Genomic DNA, 21,848 nt, shown 5'->3' on the forward strand with positions numbered 1-21,848 from the left:
CTTTTGATTTTGATTCTGTTCAACAAAAAGATCGCAGCCTCGTTTCACTCGACAGCTCCTACAGGGGTGAGGTGTGCTGCGCTAGAGCGTTTAGGGTCGATCAAACAAGCGTTTCATCGGCTTGATGGCCCTTTGCTAATTTTGTGAGTGCGTTCTCATTTGGAATCAGTACAATCGCGCAAAATTTGCGCCCTCGAGAACGGAAGCAGTACGGGGGTGATTGCGAGACATCCCCATGCTCATCGGTAGTTATTCCCCCACGCTGGTCATCATCTCGCTGTGTGTGGCGATTCTCGCCTCATACACCGCCCTCGACCTGACAGGCCGCATCGCTACGGCCAAGGGCCGCGCTGTGCATTTGTGGACAGCGGGCGGCGCCTTCGCCATGGGGGTCGGCATCTGGTCGATGCACTTCATTGGCATGCTCGCCTTCAAGTTGCCCATCGATCTGGGCTACGACATCGGCATCACCTTGCTTTCGCTGCTGACCGGCATTCTCTCCAGCGGCTTCGCCCTGTGGCTGGTCAGCCAGCCGCGCCTGCCGCTGTGGCAGCTGGCGTTCGGTGCGCTGATCATGGGCGCCGGCATCAGCGCCATGCATTACACCGGCATGGCCGCCATGCGCATGCAGCCGGGCATCGATTACGACCCGACGCTGTTCGGCGCGTCACTGCTCATTGCGGTCGTCGCTTCCGGCGCGGCGCTGTGGATCGCATTCCACCTGCGCCAGCACACGCCTTACGTGCGGCTGATTCGCGGCGGTGCGGCAATGATCATGGGCATTGCCATCGTTGGCATGCATTACACCGGCATGGCCGCGGCACGCTTCGCCGATGGCAGTTTTTGCGGGGCTGCGGTCGACGGTTTGAACGGCAAGGGCCTGGATAATCTGGTGCTGATCACCACCCTGGCGGTGCTGAGCATTGCCTTGCTGACTTCGATCCTCGACGCCCGGCTCGAAGCCCGCACCGCAGGCCTGGCCCAGTCGCTGACCGAAGCCAACCGCGAACTGACGCAACTGGCGCTGCACGACACCCTGACCGGTCTGCCGAACCGGATATTGCTCGCCGACCGCATCGATCAGGCGATGTCGCGGGTGAACGGCGAGGGCGGTTGCTTTGCGCTGATGTTCATCGATCTGGACGGCTTCAAACCGGTCAACGACGCTTTCGGTCACCATATGGGCGACCAGTTGCTGCGGGAAGTCAGCCTGCGCCTGCGCGAGGACTTGCGCAGCCAAGACACGTTGGCGCGCATCGGCGGCGACGAATTCGTGTTACTGGTGCAGCTCAGCGAACAAAACGACGCGATGGGCCTCGCGGCACGGCAGGTCGGACTGATCGCCCGTTCATTCCGGGTTGCCGAGCATGATTTGCAGATCTCGGCCAGCGTCGGCATCGCGCTGTACCCGGGCAACGGCCAGACCGCCCACGAATTGCTGATGAACGCCGATGCGGCGATGTATCACGCCAAAGGGGCGGGCAAAAACGGCTACAGCTTCTTCGACGCCTCGATGAACAGCAACGCGCGCAAGCAACTGCAGTTGCTGCAAGACCTGCGTCATGCCCTGGAGCATCAAGAGTTCAGCCTGTATTACCAACCCAAGTTCGATGCCAACAACGGCCGGCCGGTCGGTGCCGAGGCGCTGTTGCGTTGGGAGCACCCGACGCAGGGCATGCTGCTGCCGGACAAATTCATCGAACTGGCTGAAAGGACCGGCCTGATCATTCCGATTGGCGAATGGGTGCTCAACGAAGCCTGCCGCCAGATGCGCGAATGGTACGTGCTTGGCTACACCGATTGGCGCATTGCCGTGAACCTGTCCGCCTTGCAGTTCTGCCACGCCGGGCTGGTGCAGAGCGTGGCCAAGGCGCTGGCCACGCACCATCTGCCGGCCAACAGCCTGACCCTGGAGATCACCGAAACCACTGCCATGAGCGACGCCGATGCGAGCATGACGGTGTTGCAGGAACTGTCGGAAATGGGCGTCGACTTGTCCATCGACGACTTCGGCACCGGCTATTCGAGCCTGATGTACCTCAAGCGCCTGCCGGCCAACGAGCTGAAGATCGACCGTGGTTTCGTGCGTGATCTGGAACGTGATAGCGATGACGCGGCCATCGTTTCCGCCATCGTCGCCCTTGGTCAGGCACTGGGGCTGCGGATCGTTGCCGAAGGCGTGGAAACCGGCGTGCAGCAGGATTTCCTGACTCAACTGGGTTGCGATTCGCTGCAAGGCTATCTGCTTGGGCACCCGTTGCCGGCTGAACGCTTCATGGTGGAAATTCATCGCGCGGAGCAATTGGAGCTCGCCTGATAGTCCGTGTCATCGTTCATCGCGGGCAAGCCTTGCTCCTACAGATTTTGCGTGTACGCAGAATCCGGGTTCGACGCAGAACCGTAGGAGCAAGGCTTGCCCGCGATGGCGTCCGCGCTAACAAAACCGAAGCCATGCAAAAACCGCAAAGGACGGTTATTCTTGCCCCCGACCGCTTACGCTTGAAACGGGGAAAGCTTGCATGGAAAAAGTCATCGTCATCACCGGCGGCAGCCGCGGCATTGGAGCCGCTACAGCCCTGTTGGCCGCCAGACAAGGCTATCGGATCTGCATCAACTATCAGGCCGATGAACAGGCGGCGCTCAGTGTGCTGGAGCAAGTCCGCGCATTGGGTGCGCAAGCCATTGCGGTGCGCGCCGATGTCAGCATCGAAGACGAAGTGATCGCGCTGTTCAATCGAGTCGACAGCGAACTGGGCCGGGTCACCGCACTGGTGAACAATGCCGGCACCGTGGGGCACAAGTCCCGGGTCGACGAAATGTCCGAATTCCGCATCCTGAAAATCCTCAAGACCAACGTTCTGGCGCCGGTGCTGTGCGCCAAACACGCGATCCTGCGCATGTCGCCAAAGCACGGCGGGCAGGGCGGCAGCATCGTCAACGTGTCGTCCGTTGCCTCACGCCTGGGTGCGCCCAACGAGTACGTTGACTACGCCGCTTCCAAGGGTGCACTCGACACCTTCACCATCGGCCTTTCCAAGGAAGTGGCGGGTGAAGGCATTCGCGTCAATGCGGTGCGCCCCGGCTACATCTACACCGATTTTCATGCCTTGAGCGGTGACCCGGACCGGGTCAGCAAACTGGAGTCGGCAATCCCCATGGCCCGTGGCGGACGGCCCGATGAAGTGGCCGAGGCGATTGTCTGGTTGCTGTCGGACAAGGCTTCGTATGCGACGGGGACTTTTGTTGATTTGGGCGGTGGTCGTTGAAGTCAGATAAGTCATTGGACATATCGACTTTGAAATTCTTGTAGTTTTTCTTTCAAGGATACTAACGCAATAAGCAACTCATCCTGTAATCAGGTTGCGTTGCTTGTTGCGTTAAATTTTGCTGCGTGGGGTTTGATATATCGTGCATTACATGTGGTTTATGTATGGCTTGAAAGTATGGAGTGTCGATCTTACTCTTGAGTCGACTTCGCAGTTGGCGAGGTTCTAATTTAAATAATGGAGAGGTGAGTAAATGGATCTTTATAAAGATGAAGTCGCTTTCTGGGATGAATTTGTTTTGCGTTATTTGCACCGAGAGTACTCGGGCAAGGCGTCGATTGATTATCTGATGGGAGCTGCTTACCTGGCGGACCAGATGATTATTGAACGTCGCAAGCGCAATGTGGTGGAAGACTGATATGAATCAGGACGATTTGAACAAATCAGTTATCGCTCATCTTTTCCTGGCGGGAAAGCCACTGGTGTTGAATTACCAACTGATGGAGAAGCGGCTCGCGCGACCGCGCTTGACGTCGGCTCAACGCACGGAATACAACCGCCAGCTCAAAAGCGAAGGCGGCTTTTTAACCGTGGCGGATCGCGACGAAGATGAGCCATTGTTGATCCATTTCCGCTCGGAAAATGATCGATACACCTTGCGCGTGGCCACGCCCGGGAAGTTTTTTGGTTATTTCCTGAGTATGGAGAAAATACGGGAAACCAACGGGCAGACGACGAACGTCGGAAATATTGTGGTGACGCCGGAGAATCCAACACGCTTTTATATGAATGTGTTTGGTCAGGGTAATCTACGGTTGTTCAATGTCGCTCGAAAGCGTGTTGTGGATCCAGATTTGTCAGTTGCTCCGATTGCGGGTGAAACCGTATCGTTCATACAGGATCAGGTTCAGGGCCCTACTTATATTTATAATCTTGAATCGTCACTTCAGAATGATGGGAAGCAATACTTCTCCGACACATACCTGAGGGCCGAGCATGTTATGTGGGACCCGCTACCCGCTGAGTTTGAAGTGCAAGTCAGAGGCGCCGGTGTCTTGGAGTTAGACGATATAGGCTGAGGCTTGTAAAACAAACTGTGAACCGAGGCTGATCGCCCGGTTCACGTCGGCGCGCGGCCCGGATGTGATGCCGGCCGAGGCCTTCAGAACGACCTGACAATCCGCCCCAACGTCTCCATCGCCTTTTCCGAGTCCTCGGTCCACGGGCTGCCGTAATTCAACCGAATGCAATTCCTGAAGCGCTGCGCTGGCGAAAAAATCGGACCCGGCGCGATGCTGATCCCCTGGGCCAACGCCATCTGAAACAACTTCAACGAATCCATCTGCGCCGGCAGTTCCAGCCACAAAAAGTAGCCTCCCGCCGGTTGGCTGACCCGCGTCTGCGCCGGGAAATAACGTGCGATGGCGGCGAGCATGGCGGCTTGCTGGTCTTCCAGCGCGTGACGCAACTTGCGCAGATGCCGGTCGTAGCCGCCGTGTTGCAGGTAATCGGCGATGGCGGCCTGGGCCGGCATCGAGGCGCAGAGCGACGTCATGAGTTTCAGCCGTTCGATCTTCTGCGCATAACGGCCGGCCGCGACCCAACCGATGCGATAGCCGGGCGCGAGGCTTTTGGCGAACGAACCGCAATGCATCACCAGGCCTTCGGTATCGAACGCCTTGGCCGGTTTCGGCGCCTGCTGTCCGTAATACAACTCGGCGTAGACATCGTCCTCGATCAGCGGCACTTGATGCTGGCGCAGCAACTCCACCAGTTCCTGTTTTTTCGCTTCGGGCATGGTCGCGCCCATGGGGTTCTGGAAACTGGTCATGCACCAGCAGGCCTTGATCGGGTGGCGTTCCAGGGTTTGCGCAAGCACGCCGAGGTCGATGCCATCGCGCGGATGCACCGGGATTTCCACGGCTTTGAGTTTAAGCCGTTCCAGTATTTGCAGGCAGGCGTAGAACGCCGGGGCTTCGATGGCCACCAGGTCGCCGGGTTGGGTGACCGCTTGCAGGCACAGGTTCAGCGCTTCGAGGGCGCCGTTGGTGATCAGCAATTCTTCCATGGGCAACATCAGCCCGCCGACCATGTAGCGCAGGGCAATTTGCCGGCGCAGTTGCGGGTTGCCCGGCGACATGTCGGTGACCACCATGCGCGGGTCCATCTCACGGCTGGCGCTGGCCAGCGAGCGCGACAGCCGTTGCAGTGGAAACAGGGTCGGGCTGGGGAACGCCGAGCCGAAGGGCACAGTGTTCGGGTCCTTGATCGAGTCCAGAACCGAGAACACCAGTTCGCTGACGTCGACTTCCGTGGATTCGTTGACCTGGCTGCTGATCACCGGCTCGGAGAAAGGCCGCGGTGCATTGGCATTGACGAAATAGCCGGAGCGCGGCCGGGCGCGGATCAGGCCACGGCGCTCCAGCAGGTAATAAGCCTGGAACACGGTGGACGGGCTGACCCCGTAAGTCTGGCTGGCGTAGCGCACCGAAGGCACGCGCTGGCCGGGGCCAAGGACGCCGGTGCGGATCAGTTCAGCGATGTCGTCGGCGAATTTTTCGTAGCGTTTCATCGTTAGCCCGAATTGGTGTCGTGAATCGAAAAGTGGTCGCGGTTGAAATCGCCAGGATCGCAGCCTCCGGCAGCTCCTGCCATGGTACGGCGTGCACCTGTAGGAGCTGCCGAAGGCTGCGATCTTTTAGGCTTTGCAGTTTAAAGGCTCATCGATTCATCGGCGCAACAAACCGGCTCTTGGCCACGCTGTAGATTCCGGGCTCATCACTGTCGACCACCTTGAAGCTGATGCCCTGCGAACTGCTGTTCGGCCGCTCCATCGTCATCGCCACCGATACCGGCACGTCGACAATCTCGCCTGGTGCCAGGCTCAAATCAGCCTTGCCTTGCAACTGGAAGCCGTCACCGTCGACGAGGGTCAGTCGATAGTCCTGGCGCTGCTGGGTCTTGTTGATGACCTTCAGGCTGTAAATGTTTTCGATCTGCCCCTGACTGTTCTCACGGAACAGGCCACGGTCCTTGCTCACGTCCAGCGAGACCATCGGCCGTTCGACCAGTGCGACGACCAGCGCGGCGATCATCACCAGCAGCACGGCGGTGTAGCCGATCAGCCGTGGCCGCAGCAAGTGAGTTTTGCCGCCCTGCAACTGGCGCTCGGAGGTGTAGCTGATCAAGCCGCGCTCGTAGCCCATCTTGTCCATGATCGAATCACAGGCGTCGATGCACGCCGCGCAACCGATGCATTCCATCTGCAAGCCATCGCGAATGTCGATGCCGGTGGGGCAGACCTGTACGCAGAGCTGGCAATCGATGCAATCGCCCAGGCCGACCTCGGCCGGTTTGACCTCACGCTTACGCGGGCCACGGTTCTCGCCACGCGCCACGTCGTAGGAAATGGTCAGGGTGTCTTTGTCGAACATCACGCTCTGGAATCGCGCATATGGGCACATGTGCATGCACACCGCTTCACGCAGCCATCCGGCGTTGATGTAAGTGGCGCCGGTGAAGAACAGCACCCAGAACAGGCTGACGCCGCCCATCTGCAAGGTCAGCAGTTCTTCGGCCAGCGGGCGGATCGGCGTGAAGTAGCCGACGAAGGTCAAACCGGTCAGCAGGCTGATGGCCAGCCACAAGGTGTGCTTGGCCGAGCGGCGCATCAGTTTGTTCAGGCCCCAGGGCGCGGCTTGCAGCTTGATCCGCTGGTTGCGTTCACCCTCGGTGATTTTCTCGCACCACATGAAGATCCAGGTCCAGGAGCTCTGTGGGCAGGTGTAGCCGCACCACACGCGGCCGGCGAACACGGTAATCGCAAACAGGCCGAACGCGGCAATGATCAGCAGCGCCGAGAGCAGGATGAAATCCTGCGGCCAGAACGTCGCGCCAAAGATGTGGAATTTGCTTTCGGAAAGGTCCCAGAGCACCGCCTGACGGCCGCCCCAATTCAGCCACACGGTGCCGAAGAACAGCAAAAACAGAAATCCCGCGCCACTGATGCGCAGGGAACGGAACAGGCCGGTGAAGCTGCGGGTGTGGATCAGGTTGTCGCTTGATTTGACCTTCATCTTCGGGCGTGAAGGTTCGAATGTTTCAACGGTTCGGACGGGGATTCTCTCGCTCATGGTCTTTCGCTCATCAGCCTCCATCAGGCGTGAGCACTATGAGCGGCGATCTGTTTGCATAACAGACTCAGCTATTGCTTTAAAAACCGGATCAGATGCGTATTGCAAGACCGCCTGCGACAAGTTGAAGCACCTGTCTCGGCGGGCCGCCAACGCCTATGTCAGGCACTGGCGGGGGTTGTTGATCCGGGTCAGTCAAATCACCGAATCACTATCAGTGGCCTTCAAGTGCCGGCGTCCGTCCACCGCACCTGCTACGGTCAATGCATCGGCTTCTGCTTCGGTGATGTAGATGCGCTGGCCGTTGAGGTCCACCGCCGACATGGCTTTGGCGCCGTCAGTGACGATGGTCACATCAGGGCACAAGCGAATTTCTTCGCCATTCTCGGTGGTAAAGAAGCAGGTCTCGTTCTCGATGCGTACGGTCATGACGTGATCCTTATTTCAACGGGTATTAAAACGTTAGGGCATCTGTACCGACCATCGTTCTGTGCAACCGATTAATGGTCGACGCGGTCCATCCTCCATGACCCTTCGCGAGTACTTCAAAAGGACAGCACCATGAACGCCTGGTGGCATGAAGTCTGGGTGACCCTGCAAGCGGAATTCGCCGATATCGGCGATGCCTCGCAACTGACCCGCATCACCGTGCGCCTGCTGATGGCGGCCGTCCTGGGCGGGATTCTCGGTTTCGAGCGTGAACACAAGGGCAAGGCCGCGGGGGTGCGTACCCACATGCTGGTGGCGATCGGCGCGGCGTTGTTTGTGCTGGTGCCGCAGATGTCCGGTTCACAGGCCGACGCCATGAGTCGGGTCATACAGGGTGTGATCGCCGGGATCGGTTTTCTGTGCGCCGGCACCATCCTGAAAAACCAGGAAGGCGATGAAGGCCACGTCAAAGGCCTGACCACGGCGGCCGGCATGTGGATGACCGCCGCTATCGGTGTCTCGGCCGGGTTGGGAAAAGAGGCGACGGCGTTACTCAGTACAATGTTGGCGCTGCTGATACTTGGGGTGATGCCGCGGATCGTGAGCCTGTTCGAAAAAAACGGGCAGGATGACGGCAAGGATTAGCAGATCAGATCGTTCCCATACAAAACGCGTGGGAACGATCAACTGTCTTCATTCCGGCGTAACAATCACCGGTGGCATGGTCGTCGGCGGTTCTTCCCGTGGCGGTGGCTGGATGCCCGGCGGGTCTTGTTCGGGTACGGGCTGCGGATCGGTCGGTGGAATCACCGGGTTGTCGATGTTCGGATCGGGCGTTTCAGCCGGGAATGGATTGTTCATCTTCCTGCCTCCAGTGGCACATGGCGTGAGTCGTGCTTAAGTTGATTGACCGCTGTGCAAGGGATTTGATTCCAGCCAATTGCCGATGAACTTTTCCCGGTGCCCGTCGCTCGGAACCTAAGTGAGTTCATTCCGGGGCGGATTGCCTGACGGGGTGACAACCAGACACAAGAGCGTCCTTGGGGCGTACAGGAGTGATGCTCGATGACGGCTGAAAAACCGAATGAATTGAGTTACAACCCGCACATTCCACTGTCGCAGGCTTTATTGCTGCCGCGCATCGTGATCGAAAACACCATGCCGACCCTCGATGGCGGGCAGTTCGCCATCAAGGCCGTGGTGGGCGAGGAGGTGGTGGTCACCAGCAAGGTGTTTGCCGATGGTCACGACAAACTGGCCGTGCGCATTCGCTGGCGGTCCGAGGGTGATGAGGTCTGGCAAAGCGAAGCCATGAACGACTTGGGCAACAACGGTTGGCAGGGCCGGTTTCGCGCGGTGAACCAGGGCCGTCATGTGTTTTGCATCGAAGCCTGGATCGACCAGTTCGCCAGTTTTCGTTATGAACTGGAAAAGAAACACGCCGCCGCGGTGCCGGTCAGCCTGGAATTGCAGGAAGGCCGCCTTCATGTGCAACAAGCCGCCGAACGCAGCGTAGGGCAGCTGAGCGAACAGTTGGCAGCACTGCATCATGAATTGTCGGGCCTGCTCGAAACCGAGCAGATCGCGCTGTTTCTGCACCAGCGTAGCGCCGAACTGATGGCCCTGGCCGATCACCGCGCTTACCTGAGCCTCAGTCCCGAGTACCCGGTGGACGTCGAGCGAGAACTCGCGCAGTTCGCCAGTTGGTACGAGTTGTTCCCGCGTTCGATCACTGACGATCCGACCCGCCACGGCACCTTCAACGACGTGCATTCACGGCTGCCAATGATCCAGGACATGGGCTTTGATGTGTTGTACTTCCCGCCGATCCATCCGATCGGCCGTAGCTTTCGCAAAGGCCCGAACAATTCCCTGACAGCCGGGCCGGATGATCCGGGCAGCCCGTATGCCATCGGCAGCGAAGAGGGTGGCCACGAGGCGATTCATTCACAGCTCGGCACCCGCGAAGACTTTTGCCGGCTGGTGGCGGCGGCCAAGGACTATGGCCTGGAGATCGCTCTCGATTTTGCCATCCAGTGTTCCCAGGACCACCCTTGGCTCAAGCAACATCCGGGCTGGTTCAACTGGCGTCCCGACGGCACGATCAAATACGCGGAAAACCCGCCAAAGAAATACCAGGACATCGTTAACGTCGATTTCTATGCCGCCGATGCGATTCCGAGCCTGTGGGTCGAACTGCGCGACATCGTCGTTGGTTGGGTCGAGGAGGGCGTAAAGCTGTTTCGCGTCGACAACCCGCACACCAAACCGCTGCCGTTCTGGCAATGGCTGATCGCCGATGTACGGGCGCTTTACCCTGACGTGATTTTCCTCGCCGAAGCGTTTACCACGCCGGCGATGATGGCGCGGCTGGGCAAGGTCGGTTATTCCCAGAGCTACACCTATTTCACCTGGCGCAACACCAAACACGAACTGGCCACCTATTTCAGCGAACTCAATGAGTCACCGTGGCGTGAATGCTACCGGCCGAACTTCTTCGTCAACACGCCCGACATCAACCCGGCGTTTCTCCACGATTCGGGGCGTCCCGGCTTTCTGATTCGCGCGGTGCTGGCGACCATGGGCTCGGGCCTGTGGGGCATGTATTCCGGTTTCGAGTTGTGCGAGTCGGCACCGGTGCCGGGTAAAGAGGAATACCTCGACTCCGAGAAGTACGAGATCCGCCCCCGGGATTTCACTGCACCCGGCAACATCATTGCCGAGATCGCCCAGCTCAACCGCATCCGCCGGCAGAATCCGGCGCTGCACACGCATCTGGGCCTGAAAATCTACAACGCCTGGAACGACAACATTTTGTACTTCGGCAAACGCAGCGCCGACGGCAGCAATTTCATCTTGGTGGCGGTCAGCCTCGATCCGCATAACGTGCAGGAGGCGAACTTCGAATTGCCGCTGTGGGAAATGGGTTTGCCGGACGACGCCAGCACCCAGGGCGAAGACTTGATGAACGGCCATCGCTGGACGTGGCACGGCAAGTACCAGTTCATGCGGATCGACCCGGCGTATCAGCCGTTCGGGATCTGGAGGATTACCGCGTCTTGATCGCGCCGAGCAGTCTTCCAGGCAATTAGCCCTGTAGGAGCTGCCGCAGGCTGCGATCTTTTGATCTTCGCATTTAAGGGCAAAAGATCGCAGCCTTCGGCAGCTCCTACAGAGGATCAGCGCATCTGAAGGATGTGTAGAGAATTCAACAGGAGTTTCAAATGGCGAAGAAACCCAAGGCAGCCACCTTCATCAAGGACCCGCTCTGGTACAAGGACGCGGTGATCTATCAAGTTCATGTCAAATCCTATTTCGACTCCAACAACGACGGGATCGGCGACTTTCCCGGCCTGATCGCCAAACTCGATTACATCGCCGACCTTGGCGTCAATACCATCTGGCTCCTGCCGTTCTATCCTTCGCCACGCCGCGACGATGGCTATGACATCGCCGAGTATCGCGGCGTGCACAGCGACTACGGGACCATGGCCGATGCCAAGCGCTTCATCGCCGAGGCGCACAAGCGCGGCTTGCGAGTGATCACCGAACTGGTCATCAACCACACCTCGGATCAGCACGCGTGGTTTCAGCGCGCACGCAAGGCCAAGAAAGGTTCGGCGGCGCGGGACTTTTACGTGTGGTCCGATGACGACCAGAAGTACGACGGCACCCGGATCATTTTTCTCGACACCGAAAAATCCAACTGGACCTGGGATCCGGTGGCCGGTCAGTACTTTTGGCACCGTTTCTACTCCCACCAGCCCGACCTGAATTTCGATAATCCGCAGGTCATGAAAGCGGTGCTGTCGGTGATGCGCTATTGGCTCGACATGGGTATCGACGGTTTGCGCCTGGACGCGATCCCGTACCTGATCGAGCGTGACGGCACCAACAACGAAAACCTGCCGGAAACCCACGACGTTCTCAAACAGATCCGCGCCGAAATCGACGCCAATTATCCCGACCGCATGCTGCTGGCCGAGGCCAATCAATGGCCGGAAGACACCCAGCTGTATTTCGGCGACACCGACAAAAAGGGCCTGAACGGCGACGAATGCCATATGGCCTTTCACTTCCCGCTGATGCCGCGCATGTACATGGCGCTGGCCCAGGAGGACCGCTTCCCGATCACTGACATTCTGCGCCAGACCCCGGAAATCCCGGCCAACTGCCAATGGGCGATTTTCCTGCGCAACCATGATGAACTGACGCTGGAAATGGTCACCGATAAGGAGCGCGATTACCTGTGGAATTACTACGCGGCCGACCGTCGGGCGCGGATCAACCTGGGGATTCGCCGTCGCTTGGCGCCGCTGATGGAGCGTGACCGTCGCCGGGTGGAGTTGCTCAACAGTTTGCTGCTGTCGATGCCCGGCACGCCGACAATGTATTACGGCGATGAAATCGGCATGGGCGACAACATCTACCTCGGCGACCGCGACGGCGTGCGCACGCCGATGCAATGGTCGATTGACCGCAACGGCGGTTTCTCCCGCGCCGACCCGGCCAGCCTGGTCCTACCGCCGATCATGGACCCGCAATACGGCTACCTGTCGGTCAACGTAGAGACCCAGTCCGGCGATCCACATTCGCTGTTGAACTGGACCCGGCGCCTGCTCGCCGTGCGCAAGCAGTCCAAGGCCTTCGGTCGCGGCACGCTGAAAATGCTGTCGCCGACCAATCGCCGGGTTCTCGCCTACACCCGCGAATACACCGGGCCTGACGGCAAACACGAAATCATCCTGTGCGTGGCCAACGTGTCGCGTAGCGCCCAGGCAGTGGAACTCGACCTGTCTGCCTACGTCGGCATGGTCCCGGTGGAAATGCTCGGCGGTAACGCGTTCCCACCCATCGGCCAGTTGAATTTCCTCCTGACCCTGGCGCCTTACGGGTTCTACTGGTTCGGCCTCGCCGCCGAGAACCAGATGCCGAGCTGGCACGTGGAACCGGCGCAAAGCCTGCCGGACTTCACCACGCTGGTACTGAAAAAACGCATGGAAGAACTGCTGGAGTCGCCGTCCAGAAATACGTTGGAGCAGGGCATCCTGCCAAACTGGCTGCAGAACCGCCGCTGGTTTGCCGGCAAGGACGCGGCCATCGAGCAGGTCAACCTGGCTTACGGTGTGCGTTTTGGTGATGCGCAGCATCCGGTGCTGTTGAGTGAAATCGAAGTCACCAGCGGCGGCCAGACCAGCCGCTATCAACTGCCGTTCGGCTTTATTGCCGAAGATCAGGTCGGCGCGGCTTTGCCCCAGCAACTGGCGCTGTCACGGGTGCGCCGTGGGCCGCAGGTCGGTTTGATCACCGATGCCTTCAGCCTGGAGAACTTTATCCGCACGGTGTTGCAAGGAATGCACGAAAACCGGGTATTGCCTTCCGATGGCGGCGAGATCCGTTTCGAGCCGACGGCTGAACTGGCGAAACTGGGCCTGACGGCAGAGTCGGAAGTGCGCTACCTGTCCGCCGAGCAATCCAACAGCTCGGTGGTGATCGGCAACAGCCTGGTGCTCAAGCTGATCCGCAAAGTCGCCTCGGGTGTGCACCCGGAACTGGAAATGAGCGCGTACCTGACCAGCGCCGGGTTCGGCAATATCTCGCCGCTGCTGGGTGCGGTGGTGCGTCGGGATGCGGCGGGCGAAGACAACCTGTTGATGATCGCCCAAGGCTACCTGAGCAATCAGGGCGATGCCTGGGAATGGACCCAGAACAACCTGGAACGGGCGTTGCGCGACGAGCTGGCGGACGCGATGTCCGATCAGGATCAGCACTACAACGCGCTTGGCGAGCTGAAGGATTTCGCGGCCATGCTTGGCCAGCGCCTGGGCGAAATGCATCAAGTGCTTGCAGCGCCGAGCAACAACCCTGATTTCGAACCGCAAAACACCACGCAAAAAGATGCGCTGGCGACGGCCAAGGATGTGGCGGCGCAGATCGAGCATGCGCTGAAGTTGCTCAAACAGCATCAAAACGAACTGAACCCGGCGGACAAAACCCTGGTCAGCCGTTTACTGGACAACAAAAAAGCCATTCTTAGTCACGTGCAGGAGTTGGGCAAAAAGACTGCGGGTGGCCTGCGGATTCGCGTGCATGGCGACTTGCACCTTGGCCAGGTACTGGTGATCAAGGGCGATGCCTACCTCATCGATTTCGAAGGCGAACCGGCGCGACCGCTGCACGAACGCCGGGGCAAGCACAGCCCGTACAAGGATGTCAGCGGTGTATTGCGTTCCTTCGACTATGCGGCGGCGATGACCATCAACGTGCACAACGTCGACAACACGGCGCAGGCACAGGCGGCTCGCAAGCGAGTGGCGGATCGTTATTTGAGTGAAGCAAAACAGGCATTTGTCGACGCTTATCGGCTGGCGGCAGCTACGCTTGGCCATGCGTGGCAAGATCCCGAAGGCGAGGACGCCGCACTGGCGTTGTTCGGCCTGGAGAAGGCGGCTTATGAAGTGGCCTATGAGGCGGAAAATCGTCCCACCTGGCTGCCCGTGCCGTTGCACGGTTTATATGGATTATTGAGTGGGCTTAAACCCTTTTCCGATCTTGGTGGAGAGTAGTCATGAGTTTCTCGAACAAGGAACAGGGTCATCATCACAAAGAAGCGCTGCTACCCAGGGCGCGCGATATCGACGCACTGGTGCGTGCCGAGCATCACGACCCTTTTGCAATTCTCGGCCCCCACGGCGACGGTGCCGGTGGGCAATTCATTCGTGCCTATCTGCCGGACGCCCTGAGCGTGCAGGTGGTGGCCAAGGAATCCGGGGAAGAGCTAGGCAACCTTGAGGCGACCCAGACACCGGGGCTGTTCGTCGGGCACTTCGACCGGGCGCAACCGTATCTGCTGCGGACCCGCTGGGCCGGTGGCGAACAAACCGCCGAAGATCCCTACAGCTTCGGCCCATTGCTCGGCGACATGGATTTGTACCTGTTCGCCGAGGGCAATCACCGGGATCTGAGCAGCGCCCTCGGTGCACAGTTGATGACCGTGGACTGCGTCGACGGTGTGCGCTTCGCCGTATGGGCGCCAAATGCCAAAAGAGTATCGGTAGTCGGTGACTTCAACGTCTGGGACGGTCGCCGTCATCCGATGCGCCTGCGCCACCCGACCGGCGTCTGGGAATTGTTCATCCCACGCCTGCAAGCGGGCGAGGCCTACAAATACGAAATCCTTGGCAAGGACGGGATTCTGCCGCTGAAGGCCGACCCGATGGCGCTGGCCACGAGCCTGCCACCGGACACCGCGTCGAAAGTCGCTTCGCCATTGAAGATCGACTGGCAGGACCAGGACTGGATGCTGTCCCGAGGCGAACGTCACCGCCCGACCGCGCCGTTGTCGATCTACGAATTACACGCCGGTTCCTGGCAATGCGAACTGGACGACCTTGGCGAAGTGGCTCGCCAGTACACCTGGCCCGAATTGGCCGAGCGGCTGATTCCTTACGTCAAAGAGCTGGGCTTCACCCACATCGAACTGATGCCGGTCATGGAACACCCGTTCGGCGGATCGTGGGGTTATCAATTGCTCTCGCAATTCGCCACCAGCGCCCGTTACGGCACGGGGGATGAATTCGCGGCATTCGTTAACGCGTGTCACCAGGCCGAAATCGGCGTAATTCTCGATTGGGTGCCGGCGCATTTTCCTACCGACACCCATGGTCTGGCGCAGTTCGACGGCACGGCACTGTACGAATACGGCAACCCGCAGGAAGGCTTTCACCAGGATTGGGACACGCTAATCTACAACCTCGGTCGCACCGAGGTGCACGGCTACATGCTGGCCTCGGCGTTGCACTGGCTCAAGCATTTCCACGTCGACGGCCTGCGGGTCGATGCCGTGGCCTCGATGCTGTACCGCGATTACTCGCGCAAGGCCGGCGAGTGGGTGCCGAACCGCCATGGCGGTCGGGAAAACCTTGAGTCGATCGACTTCCTGCGTCATCTCAACGATGTGGTCGCCCTCGAAGCGCCGGGCGCATTGGTGATTGCCGAAGAGTCCACCGCGTGGCCGGGCGTCAGCCAGAGCACGCAACAGGGTGGTCTGGGCTTCGCCTACAAATGGAACATGGGCTGGATGCATGATTCGCTGCACTACATCCAGCAAGACCCGGTGTACCGTGCGCATCACCACAACGAGCTGAGTTTTGGCCTGGTCTACGCTTGGTCCGAGCGTTTCATCCTGCCGATTTCCCACGACGAAGTGGTGCACGGCAAGCATTCGCTGATCGACAAAATGCCCGGCGACCGCTGGCAGAAATTCGCCAACCTGCGGGCCTACCTGAGTTTCATGTGGGCGCATCCGGGCAAGAAGCTGTTGTTCATGGGCTGTGAGTTCGGTCAGTGGCGCGAGTGGAATCACGATCAGCAACTGGACTGGTACTTGCTGCAATACTCCGAACACAAAGGCGTGCAGAAACTGGTGGGCGACCTCAATCGCCTGTACCGCGAAGAGCCTGCAATGCACGAGCAGGACGACGTGCCGCAAGGCTTCCAGTGGTTGATCGGCGACGATGCGATCAACAGCGTCTATGCGTGGCTGCGCTGGAGCAAGGAAGGGCGGCCGGTGCTGGTGGTGGCCAACTTCACCCCGGTGCCCCGTGAGGCGTATCGGGTCGGCGTGCCGTTTGCCGGGCGCTGGACCGAGTTGCTCAACAGCGATTCGGCGACCTATGCCGGTTCCAATTACGGCAACAGTGGCGGGGCGTTTACCGAAGAAGCGCCGAGCCACGGGCAGGCGTTGTCGCTGGTGCTGAATCTGCCGCCGTTGGCGGTGTTGATGTTGAGTCCGGAGGGCTGATCCAGGACCGCGTCGCATCCATCGCGAGCAAGCTCGCTCCCACAGGGATCACCGCTGTACCTGTGGGAGCGGGCTTGCCCGCGATGGCGTCAGCCCAGTCAATACAACTCTTGAAGTCTGTCCCTCACCACCGCATCCGCACACCCAGGCTGCCAATGATCCCGTTCAGATCATTGTCATCCACATCACTGCTGTAATCGGCGCTGACATACAGGCTCACGGTCGGCGTGACCTTTGCCACCAACCCCAATCCCAACTCCACCGTCGAAGAGTTGCGACTGCTGCTGATCTTGTCGACCTGATCGAGTGTCACGGTATTACCGGTATACACCGTGTGCCACAAGTTGGTCCGCACATAGGGTTCGACGGGCAGGCCGTTGATGTCGTAACTCCCTTTCAATTTGGCACCGACCCGACCGCTCCACGACGTCAAGTCGCTGGAGGACGCATTGGCTGATCCCGCGTAAGGGGTGTCCAGGGTGATCCGCTGGTTGATCAATTGTGCTTGCGGTTCAACTACCCAGTTCTCGCTGATGCCAATCGGGAAGCCGCCTTCGACCGACAGCGTCACCGCGCTGCCTTCGGTAATTTGCCGCGCGCCTTGATCGTTGCGGCTGACACCGTTGACCCGGCCACCGCTGGCCGACAGATCGACGTGCCAGCCTTGAGGGCCGGTCAGGCTGTAGTAGGCGCCGAGGCTTTGGCCTTGCAGGTTGAGGGTGTCGGTGTTCGGGTCGGACATGCCGCGATTGGTCACCAGGCCGTTGCTGTTGCCCTGGATCTGGCTGGTGCCGCCAATCAGGCCGACTCGTTGGGTATGGCCGCTGTTGCTTTGCAGGGTCAGGATCGCCGGGCCTTTGAGTTCGCCTGAACCGAAGTTGGTAAAGCCTTGGGCGAGGGCGTCGGTTTGCGCCTGGCGTGACGCCTGTCCGTAAATCTGATCCCAGGCATAGGGCGTTGCGTCTTCGGTGGTGAAGTGGCTACTTCGTATGTCGGGATTGGGGCTGAAACGGCCGGGGTAGGTGGTGTCGAGAGCAGGCAGGGCAAGCACGGGAATGTCCTGGCGATACCAGGGCGTTACTTCTTCCTCGGCCGGTTGGGCCTGTACTTCCATGGAGGAGCACAGCAGGAGTGAACTCGAGACAGTGCAGAAAGTGACTTTGATCTCTTGTTGGGTGAGTGAAGTTCTCATGGCGGGGCTACCTTGCAATCGCGTGCCGTACTTGCCTTGGCGTCTCTCCTACCCCGAACGAGGGGCGACCGAATGTATGGAGGCAAGCCGGGGGCCGCCCGTGTTCGCGGGTGTCTTGGGGGCTTGCCCCTGATTGTGTTTCCGGGGGTAGTACCGTGAAGTCAAGAAGACCCCTGCCACTGCGTCAAGAAAATGGCCGATAAATGGTAGGGCTATTTTTTCTTCTATAAGTGCCTGATTTACGACGCATCCCTAAGTTCTTGTTTATTGGAAAATTCGTCAAAAAACTCGCGGGCTAGAGCTATTGCTCGGAGTTACCAGCTCAGCCTGATACCCAGGTTGCCGGCCATTCCTCGCTGCTGATTGCTGTCGATATTGCTGCTGTAGTCGGCGTTGGCGTACACGCTGACGCTGGGGGCGAGGGTCAGGATGGCACCAATACCAAGATCGGCCCACGAAGTCTTTTGCTCGGTGTCGATGTCGGTGGTTCCGGCAAAAGTGACCGTGTCCGTTCCGGAAAAGGTGTGCCACAGATTGGCGCGCACGTAGGGTTCCAGCGGCAGCCCGCTGACGGCGTAGCGACCTTTGAGGCGAGCGCCGAAGCGCCCGGTCAAGGCCGGATCAGAATCGAAGGACACACGGGAAACACCGTCGTCCTGACTGTCGAGATCAATCTGTTGGTGGATGATTTGCGCCTGGGGTTCGATGACCCAGTTGTTCGCCATCGCGAAGGGATAGCCAGCCTCCACTGATAGGGTCAGGGCATGCCCGTCATTGTCGATCTTCAGACCTCGATCGGAATTGCTGTCACCGTCAAGCGAGGTGTACATTGCCACCGCATCGATGTACGCGTTGCCGGGATCGGTGATTGTCCAATAGACGCCGAGGCTGTCGCCCTCAAGCTCGACCTTGCCGGCGCGTTTGTCTTCGAAACCCTGATTGAAACCGTCGACATCACCTTTCAAGCGGCTGTGGCCGACGAAGAAACCGCTGCGCTGGGTTTGCCCGCCCGCCAATTGCGAACCAAAAAGATCGTTGCCGACCTGGAAGCCATTGAGCGAACCGTCAAGGGTGGGCGCCACGGTGCCGGCCCAGCTCTGGTCGAAGTTCTTGCCATAGACCCGGCCCCAGCCTGCACCGAAGGTTCCGGTTTCAGTCAGCAGACGTTGATCGCCCTGGCGATCGTGGAAGGTGCCGAGGGCGGTCATGGTCAATTGCGCTGCTGCTGGCGGCAATACTGACCAGGTCGGGACTTCCGGACGATACAAGGGGATCGGCGCTGAGCCCGGCGCGGGAACCGGCACCGACGGACTGCCGCCCGCCGCCACTGGCGTGGCTACCAGCGGCACCAGAATCGGCGGCAGCGTCGGGTCGGGGTTGGGCACCGCAACCAGCGGCACTGCCACGGCGGCCGAGCGCAAGTACCAACTGTTTTCGCTGCCGGCGGTGATACCGCCCTTGTACAGGACGTAATCATAGGCACCGGCCGATACTGGAGCCTTAAGGCTGAAGGCGTCGCTGTTGCTGACTGCTGTGCCCTGGGCTTGAACTACCTGGATGCCGTTTTGCAAGGTCTCCGCGCCAGCGCCACCGAGGTTGTTGACGGTGATGGCTGTGGTGCCTGTGAGCGTTCCGCCGTTGACCACCAGTTTATCGCTCGGCGAACTGTCATCCCCCAGCGCGCTTTGCACCCACAACTGTCCGCCATTACCTGCGTAATTGCCCTGCACCGTCAGCGTGTCGCTGGCATTGCCGCTACTCAGATCGATGATCCCGGCGTTGTTCAGGGTGGCGCGTTGGCTGGCGGTAAAAGGCGTGATACTGCCCTGGGTGGATGTCAGGACGCTGCTGCCGTCGATATTGAATACGCCGGTGCCGCTGGTGCCGTCACCGAGAACGAAGTTACCGGCGAGATCGAACTGCGAACCGTTGTTCAGGTTGACCGTTTCCCAATTGATGTAGCGCCCGGCCCCTGCAGTTGTGGTGCGGTCGAAGGTCAGCACATCGATGCCGGTGCCGCCGTTGAGGCTGGGTGTCTGGGCGAGTGTGCTCTCGCCGAGATTGCGCAGGATTGCAATGTCATTGCCGTCTTCCAGCAAGATTTGCGAACGGATGATGCCGCCGCCATCCCTGACAAAGGTGTCGTTGCCGGTACTGGTGCGGACCTCGCCAACGATCTCGCCGCCGGTCACCGTGATGCTGTCGTTGCCGCCGCTGACGCTGATGTTGCCGCCGATCCTGCCCCCGGAAACGATGATGGTGTCGGTGCCGAAACCGGTGACCAGGTTGCCGAGGATTTGCCCGCCGGACAGGTCGAACAGGTTGTTGTCGAGTTTCATGTCGACCCGGCCGATGGTGCCTCCGGTCATCGTGGCGGTGTCGCCGTCCTCGAAGGCACCGACGATCGTGCCACCGGTCATGCGGAAGAAGTCACGATTGTCGCCCTGGGCCAGGGACCCGATGCTGCCGCCACTCATGGTGAAGGTGTCGATGCCATTGCCCTGGTTGACGGTTCCGGTGACCTGGCCGTTGCTGATGTTGAAGGCATCGGCGCCATCCCCCTGATCCACGATGCCCACGATACGACCGGAATCCATGTTGACCGTGTCAGTGCCGGCACCGAACGTCACGTTGCCATTGATCGTTCCGGTGCCATTGGCGGGGAGGTTGAGGGTGTTGTTGCCCGCCAGATCGGTCAGCGGCCCGCTGCTTGCGCTGTCGCATGTGAAGGTGTCGTTGCCGGCGGTCGGGGTGAGGGTGCAGGCCGCCTGGGAGGCAGGGGACCAGCCGACACAAAACCAGAGGGAAAAAGCACAGGCGCTATAGCGGTACTTGGGCAGATCTGTCGAAAAAGTCATGCTCGTCTCCGCGTTGGGGGCGGTGACTGAGCTGAGGCATCAGTCACCCTCGGCAGCGCGGGTTGCTAGACAGAGTCATGAAGGTAAACACCCGTAAATCGAGAACCTTCGGCAACGACGGCCGCTGTGAGTCGCATGCCCGTACGATCAATGGTGCACGGACGTCAGCAGCCTAACAGCGGTATTTGGGTGTCGCTACTGTCATAAATAACAGGTAAGTCGGTCCCGATTTAAAAAAATCCAACCTCACAGCCGCACTTCAACCGCCAATGGCAGATGGTCCGACAGATGCGTCCAGGGTTTGCTGCCGAGTATTTTCGGCTCATGGCTGCTGGCATTTCGCAGATAAATGCGATCCAGGCGCAGGAGTGGAAAACGCGCAGGGTAGGTTTTTGCGGGGCGGCCGTGGTGGCGTTCGAAGGCTTCGTGCAGGTAGTCGCGACGGGCGAGGGCGGCGTTGCCTTGTAGCTGCCAGTCGTTGAAATCGCCGGCGATGATCACCGGTGCTTCGTCGGGCAGGGATTCGAGCAACTGGCAGAGCAATTGAAGCTGCAACTGGCGATGACTTTCCAGCAGGCTCAAATGCACGCAGATCGCATGGACCTCGGCGTGCCCCGGCACGTCCAGCACGCAATGCAGCAGCCCGCGGCGCTCGGGGCCGGTGATGGAAACATCGAGGTTGCGGTATTCGCGAATCGGGTATTTCGACAGCAGCGCATTGCCGTGGTGGCCGTCGGGATAGACCGCATTGCGGCCATAGGCGAAATCGCTCCACATGCTGTCGGCCAGAAACTCGTATTGCGAGGTTTGTGGCCAGTCGTTGTAGCGCGAGGAGTGCCGATCGTGTTCGCCGACGACTTCCTGCAAAAACACCAGGTCCGCCGAGGTGCTGCGTACCGCTTCGCGCAGCTCCGGCAGGATGAATCGGCGGTTGAGCGCGGTGAATCCCTTGTGAGTATTGACGGTCAGCACACGCAGTCGATGGATGGCCGGTGGTTTGTCCAACGGTACAGATTCGACCGTCTGCGGCTTGGAAGTACTGGTCACTTTCACTCCTCTGAATCAAGGCAAGCTTATCTATGCGACTGATCTTGGGGCGGGCAGTTCAGTTTGTAGGAGCTGCCGCAGGCTGCGATCTTTTGGTCCTCGCTTAAAAAATCAAAAGAT

The 21,848-nt window shown here is 59.6% G+C and carries 15 protein-coding genes; 8 read left to right on the plus strand and 7 right to left on the minus strand.

Annotated elements, in window-relative coordinates; genetic code table 11:
- Positions 1 to 235: 235 nt before the first annotated feature.
- The 4 genes from ACW9JC_RS19180 to ACW9JC_RS19195 all read left to right on the plus strand — a co-directional run bounded on the left by ACW9JC_RS19180 (position 236) and on the right by ACW9JC_RS19195 (position 4,345).
- The gene (locus ACW9JC_RS19180; RefSeq protein WP_457456855.1) at positions 236 to 2,317 is read left to right on the plus strand and encodes a putative bifunctional diguanylate cyclase/phosphodiesterase; all 2,082 of its coding nucleotides are present in this window, start codon (positions 236 to 238) and stop codon (positions 2,315 to 2,317) included.
- Between the two features lie 202 nt (positions 2,318 to 2,519).
- Entirely contained in the window at positions 2,520 to 3,266 is a 747-nt protein-coding gene (locus tag ACW9JC_RS19185; RefSeq protein WP_338580710.1) for an SDR family oxidoreductase, read from the plus strand.
- Between the two features lie 253 nt (positions 3,267 to 3,519).
- On the plus strand, positions 3,520 to 3,684 hold the full coding sequence (locus tag ACW9JC_RS19190) for a hypothetical protein (RefSeq protein WP_457456857.1): 165 nt from the start codon (positions 3,520 to 3,522) through the stop codon (positions 3,682 to 3,684).
- Position 3,685: 1 nt separating this feature from the next.
- On the plus strand, positions 3,686 to 4,345 hold the full coding sequence (locus ACW9JC_RS19195; protein ID WP_457456859.1) for a hypothetical protein: 660 nt from the start codon (positions 3,686 to 3,688) through the stop codon (positions 4,343 to 4,345).
- 83 nt (positions 4,346 to 4,428) lie between these two features.
- Here ACW9JC_RS19195 and mapR read toward each other — a convergent pair whose 3' ends face one another.
- The 3 genes from mapR to ACW9JC_RS19210 all read right to left on the minus strand — a co-directional run bounded on the left by mapR (position 4,429) and on the right by ACW9JC_RS19210 (position 7,828).
- Positions 4,429 to 5,838: a GntR family transcriptional regulator MpaR gene (gene mapR, locus ACW9JC_RS19200; protein WP_457456860.1), complete on the minus strand. Its 1,410-nt coding sequence runs from the start codon at positions 5,836 to 5,838 to the stop codon at positions 4,429 to 4,431.
- A gap of 148 nt (positions 5,839 to 5,986) precedes the next feature.
- Positions 5,987 to 7,399, minus strand: coding sequence for a cytochrome c oxidase accessory protein CcoG (gene ccoG / locus ACW9JC_RS19205; RefSeq protein ID WP_457456862.1), 1,413 nt, complete (start codon positions 7,397 to 7,399; stop codon positions 5,987 to 5,989).
- Positions 7,400 to 7,594: 195 nt separating this feature from the next.
- A complete protein-coding gene (locus tag ACW9JC_RS19210; RefSeq protein WP_046818117.1) occupies positions 7,595 to 7,828 on the minus strand; it encodes a DUF3203 family protein in 234 nt (77 codons plus the stop codon).
- A 132-nt stretch (positions 7,829 to 7,960) separates the two neighbouring features.
- On the opposite strand from ACW9JC_RS19210, the gene ACW9JC_RS19215 reads away from it, so the two are divergent.
- A complete protein-coding gene (locus ACW9JC_RS19215) occupies positions 7,961 to 8,473 on the plus strand; it encodes an MgtC/SapB family protein (RefSeq protein WP_457456864.1) in 513 nt (170 codons plus the stop codon).
- A 48-nt stretch (positions 8,474 to 8,521) separates the two neighbouring features.
- Here the strand turns inward: ACW9JC_RS19215 and ACW9JC_RS19220 are convergent, their stop codons facing one another.
- Positions 8,522 to 8,689 (minus strand): hypothetical protein, encoded by a 168-nt coding sequence (locus ACW9JC_RS19220; protein WP_419710723.1) that lies wholly within the window; start codon positions 8,687 to 8,689, stop codon positions 8,522 to 8,524.
- Positions 8,690 to 8,893: 204 nt separating this feature from the next.
- Here ACW9JC_RS19220 and ACW9JC_RS19225 point away from each other — a divergent pair, with 204 nt between their 5' ends.
- From ACW9JC_RS19225 to glgB, 3 genes are all read left to right on the plus strand, one after another.
- Positions 8,894 to 10,891: an alpha-1,4-glucan--maltose-1-phosphate maltosyltransferase gene (locus ACW9JC_RS19225; protein WP_457456866.1), complete on the plus strand. Its 1,998-nt coding sequence runs from the start codon at positions 8,894 to 8,896 to the stop codon at positions 10,889 to 10,891.
- 161 nt (positions 10,892 to 11,052) lie between these two features.
- Positions 11,053 to 14,394, plus strand: coding sequence for a maltose alpha-D-glucosyltransferase (gene treS / locus ACW9JC_RS19230; RefSeq protein ID WP_457456868.1), 3,342 nt, complete (start codon positions 11,053 to 11,055; stop codon positions 14,392 to 14,394).
- A gap of 2 nt (positions 14,395 to 14,396) precedes the next feature.
- On the plus strand, positions 14,397 to 16,631 hold the full coding sequence (gene glgB / locus ACW9JC_RS19235; RefSeq protein ID WP_338580719.1) for a 1,4-alpha-glucan branching protein GlgB: 2,235 nt from the start codon (positions 14,397 to 14,399) through the stop codon (positions 16,629 to 16,631).
- 124 nt (positions 16,632 to 16,755) lie between these two features.
- On the opposite strand, the gene ACW9JC_RS19240 is transcribed toward glgB, so the two are convergent.
- From ACW9JC_RS19240 to ACW9JC_RS19250, 3 genes are all read right to left on the minus strand, one after another.
- The gene (locus ACW9JC_RS19240; protein ID WP_457456870.1) at positions 16,756 to 17,823 is read right to left on the minus strand and encodes an autotransporter outer membrane beta-barrel domain-containing protein; all 1,068 of its coding nucleotides are present in this window, start codon (positions 17,821 to 17,823) and stop codon (positions 16,756 to 16,758) included.
- A gap of 314 nt (positions 17,824 to 18,137) precedes the next feature.
- Complete coding sequence (locus ACW9JC_RS19245; protein WP_457456872.1) at positions 18,138 to 20,681, minus strand: autotransporter family protein; 2,544 nt, start codon at positions 20,679 to 20,681, stop codon at positions 18,138 to 18,140.
- Between the two features lie 246 nt (positions 20,682 to 20,927).
- On the minus strand, positions 20,928 to 21,728 hold the full coding sequence (locus ACW9JC_RS19250) for an endonuclease/exonuclease/phosphatase family protein (protein ID WP_416126847.1): 801 nt from the start codon (positions 21,726 to 21,728) through the stop codon (positions 20,928 to 20,930).
- Positions 21,729 to 21,848 lie beyond the last annotated feature (120 nt).

It is taken from the genome of Pseudomonas sp. SDO5591_S426 (assembly GCF_054070755.1).

What these genes read in the sequence shown, in the direction of transcription:
- ACW9JC_RS19185 (WP_338580710.1), top strand. Translation starts at nt 2,520, where the DNA reads ATGGAAAAAGTCATCGTCATCACCGGCGGCAGCCGCGGCATTGGAGCC.
- glgB (WP_338580719.1), top strand. Translation starts at nt 14,397, where the DNA reads ATGAGTTTCTCGAACAAGGAACAGGGTCATCATCACAAAGAAGCGCTG.
- ACW9JC_RS19225 (WP_457456866.1), top strand. Translation starts at nt 8,894, where the DNA reads ATGACGGCTGAAAAACCGAATGAATTGAGTTACAACCCGCACATTCCA.
- ccoG (WP_457456862.1), bottom strand. Translation starts at nt 7,399, where the DNA reads ATGAGCGAGAGAATCCCCGTCCGAACCGTTGAAACATTCGAACCTTCA.
- ACW9JC_RS19210 (WP_046818117.1), bottom strand. Translation starts at nt 7,828, where the DNA reads ATGACCGTACGCATCGAGAACGAGACCTGCTTCTTTACCACCGAGAAT.
- ACW9JC_RS19215 (WP_457456864.1), top strand. Translation starts at nt 7,961, where the DNA reads ATGAACGCCTGGTGGCATGAAGTCTGGGTGACCCTGCAAGCGGAATTC.
- ACW9JC_RS19180 (WP_457456855.1), top strand. Translation starts at nt 236, where the DNA reads ATGCTCATCGGTAGTTATTCCCCCACGCTGGTCATCATCTCGCTGTGT.
- ACW9JC_RS19220 (WP_419710723.1), bottom strand. Translation starts at nt 8,689, where the DNA reads ATGAACAATCCATTCCCGGCTGAAACGCCCGATCCGAACATCGACAAC.
- ACW9JC_RS19195 (WP_457456859.1), top strand. Translation starts at nt 3,686, where the DNA reads ATGAATCAGGACGATTTGAACAAATCAGTTATCGCTCATCTTTTCCTG.
- ACW9JC_RS19190 (WP_457456857.1), top strand. Translation starts at nt 3,520, where the DNA reads ATGGATCTTTATAAAGATGAAGTCGCTTTCTGGGATGAATTTGTTTTG.
- ACW9JC_RS19240 (WP_457456870.1), bottom strand. Translation starts at nt 17,823, where the DNA reads ATGAGAACTTCACTCACCCAACAAGAGATCAAAGTCACTTTCTGCACT.
- ACW9JC_RS19245 (WP_457456872.1), bottom strand. Translation starts at nt 20,681, where the DNA reads ATGACTTTTTCGACAGATCTGCCCAAGTACCGCTATAGCGCCTGTGCT.
- treS (WP_457456868.1), top strand. Translation starts at nt 11,053, where the DNA reads ATGGCGAAGAAACCCAAGGCAGCCACCTTCATCAAGGACCCGCTCTGG.
- mapR (WP_457456860.1), bottom strand. Translation starts at nt 5,838, where the DNA reads ATGAAACGCTACGAAAAATTCGCCGACGACATCGCTGAACTGATCCGC.